This is a genomic window from Actinomadura montaniterrae (genome assembly GCF_008923365.1).
Taxonomy (GTDB): domain Bacteria; phylum Actinomycetota; class Actinomycetes; order Streptosporangiales; family Streptosporangiaceae; genus Spirillospora; species Spirillospora montaniterrae.
This window is the reverse complement of record NZ_WBMR01000314.1, coordinates 1-8,367: the sequence shown is the minus strand read 5'-3', so window position 1 is coordinate 8,367 and position 8,367 is coordinate 1. Positions and strand designations below refer to the sequence as shown.

General features: G+C 73.3%; 8 protein-coding genes. 6 read left to right on the top strand and 2 right to left on the bottom strand.

Features of this window, described 5'->3' with window-relative positions; genetic code table 11:
* Positions 1-445: 445 nt before the first annotated feature.
* Complete coding sequence (locus F9B16_RS46710) at positions 446-1,153, bottom strand: helix-turn-helix transcriptional regulator (RefSeq protein ID WP_151546715.1); 708 nt, start codon at positions 1,151-1,153, stop codon at positions 446-448.
* 273 nt (positions 1,154-1,426) lie between these two features.
* Here F9B16_RS46710 and F9B16_RS46705 point away from each other — a divergent pair, with 273 nt between their 5' ends.
* The 3 genes from F9B16_RS46705 to F9B16_RS46695 are packed head-to-tail and all read left to right on the top strand — an operon-like array spanning position 1,427 to position 3,785.
* On the top strand, positions 1,427-2,224 hold the full coding sequence (locus F9B16_RS46705) for an ABC transporter ATP-binding protein (protein ID WP_151546714.1): 798 nt from the start codon (positions 1,427-1,429) through the stop codon (positions 2,222-2,224).
* Positions 2,221-2,982, top strand: a complete 762-nt coding sequence (locus F9B16_RS46700; RefSeq protein WP_151546713.1) for an ABC transporter permease — start codon at positions 2,221-2,223, stop codon at positions 2,980-2,982. Before F9B16_RS46705 ends, F9B16_RS46700 begins: the two co-directional genes overlap by 4 nt.
* 23 nt (positions 2,983-3,005) lie before the next feature.
* Positions 3,006-3,785 (top strand): MerR family transcriptional regulator, encoded by a 780-nt coding sequence (locus F9B16_RS46695; RefSeq protein ID WP_151546712.1) that lies wholly within the window; start codon positions 3,006-3,008, stop codon positions 3,783-3,785.
* Between the two features lie 87 nt (positions 3,786-3,872).
* On the opposite strand, the gene F9B16_RS46690 is transcribed toward F9B16_RS46695, so the two are convergent.
* Complete coding sequence (locus tag F9B16_RS46690) at positions 3,873-4,823, bottom strand: alpha/beta fold hydrolase (protein WP_151546711.1); 951 nt, start codon at positions 4,821-4,823, stop codon at positions 3,873-3,875.
* 96 nt (positions 4,824-4,919) lie between these two features.
* Between F9B16_RS46690 and F9B16_RS46685 the strand changes: the two genes are divergently transcribed.
* The 3 genes from F9B16_RS46685 to F9B16_RS46675 form a co-directional block, all read left to right on the top strand.
* A complete protein-coding gene (locus F9B16_RS46685; protein WP_151546710.1) occupies positions 4,920-5,972 on the top strand; it encodes an SUKH-4 family immunity protein in 1,053 nt (350 codons plus the stop codon).
* 145 nt (positions 5,973-6,117) lie between these two features.
* Positions 6,118-6,906: a 3-hydroxybutyrate dehydrogenase gene (locus F9B16_RS46680; protein ID WP_151546709.1), complete on the top strand. Its 789-nt coding sequence runs from the start codon at positions 6,118-6,120 to the stop codon at positions 6,904-6,906.
* A gap of 11 nt (positions 6,907-6,917) precedes the next feature.
* On the top strand, positions 6,918-8,367 hold a 1,450-nt coding region (locus F9B16_RS46675), incomplete at its 3' end, for a GAF domain-containing protein (protein WP_225992566.1).

Genomic DNA, 8,367 nt, shown 5'->3' with positions numbered 1-8,367 from the left:
GGGCGGGGCAGGCGGAGCCTGCCCCCATCACCTGCCCAGGGGCCGCAGAGGCTCCAAAGTCAAGGGTGGACGAAGTCCATCGCGAAGCGACGCCGAAGGCGCCCTTGACTTTGGAGGGGCGGCCCCGTACGCAAGCGCCACCCCACCACCCGAACACCCCTCTCGCCGATACACCCGAACACCCCCATCGCCGTTCCCCGCCGATCCGGTCGTCCCGAATACAATGAACGAGGAGATAAGGTAAGCGCGCTTCTCGGTCAACATCAGAACACACGCGCCGCGCCGCGCACCACTTCGCCCCCGACCTACTTCACTCGAACCCTCACCCACCACCCAGGCTCGCTACTCTCATTCGACCGCACGAAGACACACAGAATTCGCTTCCTGTTGGTGATTTCGAATACCGACTATCACCAAGGCAGGCGACAGACCAAAACCTCTCCGGTCAGACGAATTCGAGGGGGCGGACGATGTAGTCGGACGGGACGTCCTCGTGCATGGCTTCGACGACGCGTTCGGGGGCGGTCTCGTCTAGGAGGGCGGCGCGGCGGACGCGGTCGGTGCGGAAGACGCGGCGGCCGCCGCGCTTGCGGCACCAGGCCGTCAGGTACCAGCCCTTGCTCGACGCGGTGAACGAGACGGGCTCGACGTCGCGGACGGTCTCGGCGCCCGTCCGGTCGGTGTAGGTGAGGCGGACGACCCGGCGGCTGAGGACGGCCTCCTCCAGCACGGCGGGCACGGACGCCGGGTCGTCGTCCCCGGCGGGGATCAGGAACCGGACGCGGGCCGCCAGTTCGCGGGCGGAGGCGCTGTGCTCCGCCGACATCGCCGCGACGATCTTGTGCAGGGCGGTGCGGGCGGACCGGGAGTACGGCGACCCGCCCGCGCGGGCGAGGGTGATCGCAACGGCGACGGCCTCGGCCGGGGTGAAGTTCAGCGGCGGCAGTGTGCGGCTCTTGTCGAGGGTGTAGCCGCCGCCTCGGCCGACGTCGGCGTAGACCGGCACGCCGGCCTGCTGGAGCGCGCCGATGTCGCGCTCGATCGTGCGGACGCTCACCTCGTACCGCGCGGCCAGCTCGCGGGCGCTGACCCGGCGCGGCGCGCAGGCCCGGAGCTCCTCAACCAGGGCGTACAGACGGTCGGTACGGTTCACGCCGCGACCGTACGCGCCGCCTCCGACATTTCCGCGCAGCCCTGACCCAGACCGCCGCCCCCCACTTTTCGCGCAGTCCCGACCCTGACGCGCCGCCCCCGACACTTCCGCGCAGCCCTGACCCAGACGCGCCAACCCCCACATCTCCGCGCAGCCCTGACCCAGACGCGCCAACCCCCACATCTCCGCGCAGCCCTGACCCAGACGCGCCGACCCCCGCATCTCCGCGCGGGCTTGACCCTGACGCTGCGTCAACCCTTCAGGCTGGCCGCCATGACGACCGATCAGGGCCAAGGGCCCGCGATCCAGGTGCGGGGCTTGGAGAAGTCCTACAAGGAGCTGCGCGTGCTGCGCGGCGTGGACCTCGAAGTGCGGCGGGGCGGCGTCTTCGCGCTGCTCGGCTCGAACGGGGCGGGCAAGACGACGATGGTGAGGATCCTGTCCACGCTGCTCAAGGCGGACGCGGGGACGGTGCGGGTCAACGGCTTCGACGTCGCGGCGCAGGCCGCCGAGGTGCGCGCGTCCATCAGCCTCACCGGGCAGTTCGCCGCGGTCGACGGGGTGCTCACGGGACGGGAGAACCTCGTCCTGGTCGCGAGGCTGCGGCACCTGAAAGACCCGGGCGGGATCGCCGACGGCCTGCTGAGACGGTTCTCGCTGGCGGAGGCGGGCGGCAGGAAGGCGGCGACGTACTCCGGCGGCATGCGGCGCCGCCTGGACATCGCGATGAGCCTTATCGGGGACCCGCCCGTCGTCTTCCTCGACGAGCCGACCACCGGGCTGGACCCGGAGGCGCGCATGGAGGTGTGGCAGGCCGTCAAGGAGCTGGCCGCGGGCGGCACGACCGTGCTGCTGACCACCCAGCACCTGGACGAGGCCGAGCAGCTCGCCGACCGGATCGCGATCCTGCACCAGGGCCGGATCGTCGTCGAGGACACCCTGGACGGGCTCAGGCGGCTGCTGCCTCCCGCCAAGGTCGAGTACGTCGAGAAGCAGCCCTCCCTGGAGGAGATCTTCTTCGCGGTCGTCGGAGCGGACGGCCGGACCCCCGAGCACGAGGAGCTGAGTTGACCGCGCACTTCCTGGGCGACACCGCCGTCCTCACCGGACGGACCCTGCGGCACGTCACCCGCAGCCTGGACACCGTCATCACGACGGCGGTCACACCGATCGCGATCATGCTGCTGTTCGTCTACGTGTTCGGCGGCGCCATCCGCACCGGCACGGCGTCGTACGTGGACTACATGCTCCCCGGCATCCTGCTCATCACGATCGCGTCCGGCATCTCGTACACGGCGTTCCGGCTGTTCACGGACATGCAGAGCGGGATCTTCGAGCGGTTCCAGTCGATGCCGATCGCGCGGTCGGGGGTGCTGTGGGCGCACGTGCTGACCTCGCTGGCGGCCAACGCGGTCTCGGTGGCGGCCGTCATCGGCGTCGCGCTGCTCATGGGCTTCCGGTCGGGCGCGGGCGTGGGGGCCTGGCTCGCGGTGACGGGCATCCTCGTCCTGTTCACCCTCGCGCTGACCTGGATCGCGGTCATCCCCGGCCTCGCCGCCAAGAGCGTGGACGGCGCGGGCGCGTTCTCCTACCCGCTGGTCTTCCTGCCGTTCATCAGCTCGGCGTTCGTGCCGACCGGCACGATGCCCGGCCCGGTGCGCGCGTTCGCGCGGCACCAGCCGGTGACGTCCATCGTGGACACGATCCGCGCGCTGCTCGCGGAGCGTCCGGTCGGCGGCGGCCTGTGGACGGCGCTGGCCTGGTGCGCCGGCATCCTCGTCGTCGCCTACGTGTTCGCCGGCATCGTCTACCGCCGCAGGATCTCCTGACGGGACGGCGGGAGGATCGGAGCATGCTGACGATCGGGCAACTGGCCGCGTACGCCGGTGTGACGGTGCGCGCGGTGCGGCACTACCACCAGATCGGGCTGCTGCCCGAGCCGGAGCGGGACGCCTCGGGGTACCGGCGGTACGGCGCGACGGCGGTCGTGTCCCTCATCAAGATCCGCACCCTGGCGGACGCGGGGGTGCCGCTGTCGCGGATCGGCCACATGCTCGAGGCCGACGCCGCGTCGTTCGCCGAGGGCGTCCGGCGGATCGACGACCGCCTGCGCGAGGAGATCGCACGGCTGGAGGACAGCCGCGAGCAGATCGCGCGGCTCGCCGCCGGGGACGGCCTGGTGCTCCCGCCGGAGATCGTCTCCTATCTCGACCGGCTGCGGGAGCTCGGGGTGTCGGAGCGGATCGTGGAGGGCGAGCGGGACGGGTGGATCCTCGTCTCGGCCCGCTGGCCCGACCGCGTCAAGGCGTTCATGCCCGGGAAGTTCGCGCAGCTGGAGGATCCGCGCATCGTCCGGCTCTACCGGGTGCTGTCGGAGATCATCGAGGGCGATCCGGGCGACGACCGGCTCCTGGTGGAGGCCGCCGACATCATGGCCGGCCTGTTCGAGCAGGCGTACGCCGACGGCCAGGCCGAGTTCGGCGGGACGGGCCGCGACCGCCAGCCGTTCGACCTGCTGGAGTCGCTCGCGCTCGAGGCCGATCCGCGGGCGGAGCGGATGCTGGAGCTGATGCGCGAGCGCGGCTGGAACGGCTGGACCCGGATGGAGCGGCTCCCGAAGCGCCCCCGCTGACCCGCTGACCCGCTCACTCGCTGCCCCGCCGACCCGCGACCCCGCCGACCCGCTGACCCGCTGACCGCCCCGCAGCCCGCTGACCCGCTACAGGGCGCGCAGGAAGGCGATCAGGGCGTCGTTGACCTCGGCGGGACGTTCCTGCTGCGTCCAGTGGCCGCATCCGGACAGCCAGACGGTGTCGCGGAGGTTGGGCACGAAGTCGGAGAGGTGCTCGATCGCCCGCGTCGCGCCGGTCGCGACGAGGTCGCGGTCGCCGGCGATGTACAGGGCGGGCGGGCTGATCTGGGCGCGGTGCCAGGCGGCGGTGAGGTCCCAGTTGCGGTCGAGGTTGCGGTACCAGTTGATCGGCCCGGTGAAGTCGCTGCCGGCGTACTCGGCGACGTAGGCGGCGATGTCGTCCTCGGTGAGCCAGGCGGGGAGCTTCTCCGGTTCGGGGCAGGCGTCCAGGACCCCGCCGCCCTCGGGCGCGATGAGCGCGGTGCCGGGGCCGTCGCCGGACGCGGCGTACAGCATCCGGCGGAACGCGGCGGCGCGGTCGCGGTCGAACTCGGCCTCGGGCGCGTCCGGCTCCTGGAAGCGGACCATGTAGAAGCCGTCGCCGAACATCCGCCGCATCGACGCGACCGGCGGCGTGGAGGTCCGGGGGCGGTGCGGCACCGACATGCCGACAACGCCGCGGACCTTGTCGGGGCGCATCTGCGCGGTGTGCCAGGCGACGGGGGCGCCCCAGTCGTGCCCGACCACGACGGCGCGCCCGCCGCCGAGGGCCTCGATCAGCCCGACGGCGTCGCCCACCAGGTGCAGGATCGAGTAGGCCGCGGGATCGGCCGGGCCGCCGGTGCGGGCGTAGCCGCGCTGGTCGGGCGCGACGGCGTGGAATCCGGCGTCCGCGAGGGCCGTGAGCTGGTGCCGCCAGGAGTACCAGCACTCGGGGAAGCCGTGCAGGAGCAGGACGAGCGGGCCCTCGCCCGCCTCGGCGACGTGCATCCGCAGGCCGCTCTGCGCGTCGACGAAACGATGTGTGATCTCGGTCATCGGAGCCCTCTCGCCCGCCAGCGGATGCCGGGCCCAACGCTAGCCTCTCCGCAAGATCGATAACGAACACGGACGCGGCGAAGGGACGGCGAGCCGATGTACGACGGCAGTCACGGGCAGGGCGCGCCGGGCGGGCAGGGCGCGGCGGCCGGGCCCGCCGCCGAGGGGCGGGGCCGGCCGGCGGTGGGGGCGGGCAACACCCTCACGGTCACCTACCGGCCGCCGGGCGGCGAGGAGACCTACCTCGCCAAGGTGTCCGGGCCGGGGCTCCCGAGCCCGTTCTGGCAGGTGTGGGAGGAACTGCAGCGGCTCGGCGTGCCGCCGGAGAGCGTGTCGGCGGCGTACTCGGAGATCGAGCCGTGCCGCCTGCCGGGCTGCTACTGCGACCTCCAGCTCCGCGACTTCGCCTTCCCGCAGGCCGACGTCTCGTGCGGGAGGCCCTACGGGGAGACCCGGCGGGAGCGGGACGCCGCCGTCGCGGCGAACGCCGAGCAGGCGGCGATGATGGCGCAGCTGATGGGGCAGCCCGTCCCGCCCGCGGCGTCGCCGGTGCCGGTGCCGGCCGTGCCGGAGGCGCCGCCGCTGGACGACGCGCAGCTCGGCCGGGTCCTGGCGTCGGCGTTCGGCCCGGACGGCGTCCGCCGCTACCAGCGGGACGAGCTGGGGCGTGCCCGCGTCCCGGCGAGGCAGGCGGCGTCGCTCGCGGAGGCGGGCCTGCCCGCGCGGGTGCCGCACATCTTCCAGGCGTGGGCCGCCAGGCCCATCGCGGAGCAGCTGCGGACGCGGCGCAGCCCGCTGTCGGGCCAGGCGCTGGCCAACCTGGACCTGTTCGCCAGCATCGGCGGCGACGGGCACTGCTTCCTCTGCGTGGTGATCGACGGCCCGCCGCACATCGTCGGCCGCGTGTGGGCCGTGGACCCGATCACCGGGGCGACCCGGTTCGTCAACACCGGGCCCGCGGAGCTCGCGCGGTCGCTGACCCTGCTCGCGCGCGGGCGGCAGCGGATGCGGGGCCTCGACCCGTACGCGGCGGGCGCGATGGTGGAGCGGATCCAGGAGCAGCTCGCCGCCGTGGACCCGCCCGCCTTCCACGGCGAGGACCGCTGGTGGTCGCTCGTCGTCGAGCAGATGTGGAACGGCCTGCTGTAGGGACGGGCCGCTGCAAGGACGCGCCCGCTGCAAGGGCAGGCCGCTGCAAGGACGGGCCGCTGTAAGGGCAGGCCATACGGTTCGTCATGGGATTGTGTGCCGGGGCCACATGGGAGCCGGTTGCGGCACTTCGTAGGTTCTGCGCATGACGAGCGTGACACCCCGGCCCGCCGCTTGGACGTCCGAGGCGCTGGACCTGTCGGGGAAACGGGCCCTGGTCACCGGCGGCGCGAGCGGCATCGGCCGCGCCTGCGCCCGGCTGCTGGCCGGGGCGGGCGCCCGCGTGGTGGTGGCGGACGTGGACGGCGACGCGGCGCGCGCGGCGGCGGACGAGATCGGCGGGATCCCCCTGCTCGCCGACCTGTCCGACATGGACGCGCTGGACGGGATCGCCGCGGACGTCGACGTTCTGGTCAACAACGCGGGCGTCCAGCATGTGGCGCCGGTCCACGAGTTCCCGCCGGAGGTGTTCGCGCGGATCCAGCGGCTGATGGTGGAGGCGCCGTTCCGGCTCGTCCGCGAGGCGCTTCCCGGCATGTACGAGCGGGGCTGGGGGCGGATCGTCAACATCTCGTCGGTACACGGGCTGCGGGCCTCGCCGTTCAAGGCGGCCTATGTGACGGCCAAGCACGGGCTCGAAGGGCTGTCCAAGGTGATCGCGCTGGAGGGCGCCCCGTATGGGGTGACGTCCAACTGCGTTAACCCGTCCTATGTGCGGACGCCGCTGGTGGAGGGCCAGATAGCCGACCAGGCGCGCGCGCACGGCATGGCCCCGGACGAGGTCGTCGAGCGCGTCATGCTGGAGCATTCGGCGGTGAAGCGGCTGATCGAGCCGGACGAGGTGGCCTCCCTGGTCGGCTACCTGTGCTCCCCCGCCGCGTCGATGGTGACCGGAGCGTCCCTCGCACTCGACGGCGGCGGGACGGCGCATTGACAATGGCCCGTATGACCTGCGGCGTCTTCCTCGAACTGCTCGCCCGCGAGGCGTCCCCCGTCGAGTTCGAGGGGCCGCTCGTGCAGGCGCGGGCCCAGGGCGCCTCGGCGACGGTGCTGGCGGAGCTGGAGGCGGCGAAGCTCGCCGCGCTGCGGGTCCGGTCGATCATGCGGCGGCACGCCCGCCGCGAGGCGGAGCTCGCGGCGCTGTTCGACACCGCGGGCGACCTCGCCGGGCTCCGCGACCTCGACGCGGTGCTGGAGGCGATCACGCGGCGCGCGCGGCGGCTGCTGAACGCCGACATCGCGTACCTCACGCTGAACGACGACGAGCGCGGCGAGACCTACATGCGGGTCACCGACGGGTCGGTGTCGGCGGCGTTCCGGCGGCTGCGGCTGCCGATGGGGACGGGCCTGGTGGGCCTGGTCGCGCAGACGGCGATGCCGTACACGAGCGCGCACTACCTCGGCGACGAGCAGTTCCGGCACCGCGGGTTCATCGACTCGGCGGTGGCGGAGGAGGGCATCGTCGCGATCCTCGGCGTGCCGATGCGGCTGGGCAGCCGCGTGATCGGGGTGCTGACGGCGGCGAACCGCAGCGAGCGCCCGTTCGACCAGGAGGAGGTCGCGCTGCTGGGGTCGCTGGCGGCGCACGCGGCGGTCGCGATCGACAACGCCCGCCTCCTGGAGGAGACGCAGACCGCGCTGGAGGAGCTGAGCGCCGCCAACGAGGTCATCAAGGCGCGCAGCGCGGCCGTAGAGCAGGCGGCGCGCGCGCACGACCGGATGACGGCGGTGGTGGTCCGCGGCGGCGGCGTCGAGGACGTCGCGGCCGTCGTCACCGAGTTGCTGGGCGGGACCCTGCACGTCCTGGACGCCGACGGGCGGCACCTCGCCACGACGGGGGCCGAGTCGGCGTCGCTGAGCGACGAGGAACTGTCCGGTGTGATGGCCTCGGCGCATTCAGCGCGCGCGCAGGGCCGCACCGTCCGGCGCGGGGACCTGTGGATCGCCTCGGTGACGACCGGCGACGAGATGCTCGGCACGCTGGTGCTGCGCACCGCCGACGAGGTGTCCGGCGCCGACCAGCGCATCCTGGAACGCGCCGCGCTCGTGACCGCGCTGCTGGTGCTGTTCCAGCGGAGCGTGACGGAGGCGGAGGGCCGCGTCCGCGGCGAGCTGCTCGACGACCTGCTCTCGGACCGGCGGACGGACGCGGACACGCTGATCGTCCGGGCCCGGCGGGTGAACGTCGATCTGAACGCGCCGCACGTGCTGATGTGCGCGCGGTACGAGTCGCACGACCACCGGCAGCGCGCCGCCTTCTGGGCGTCGTCGTTCGCGGCGGTCGAGCACGGCCTGGCCGCCGCGCGCGGCGACGAGATCGTCCTGCTGCTGCCGGGCGAGCGGGCGGGCGACGCGGCGCGCCGCGTCGCCAAGGAGCTCGGCGCCTCGCTCGGCC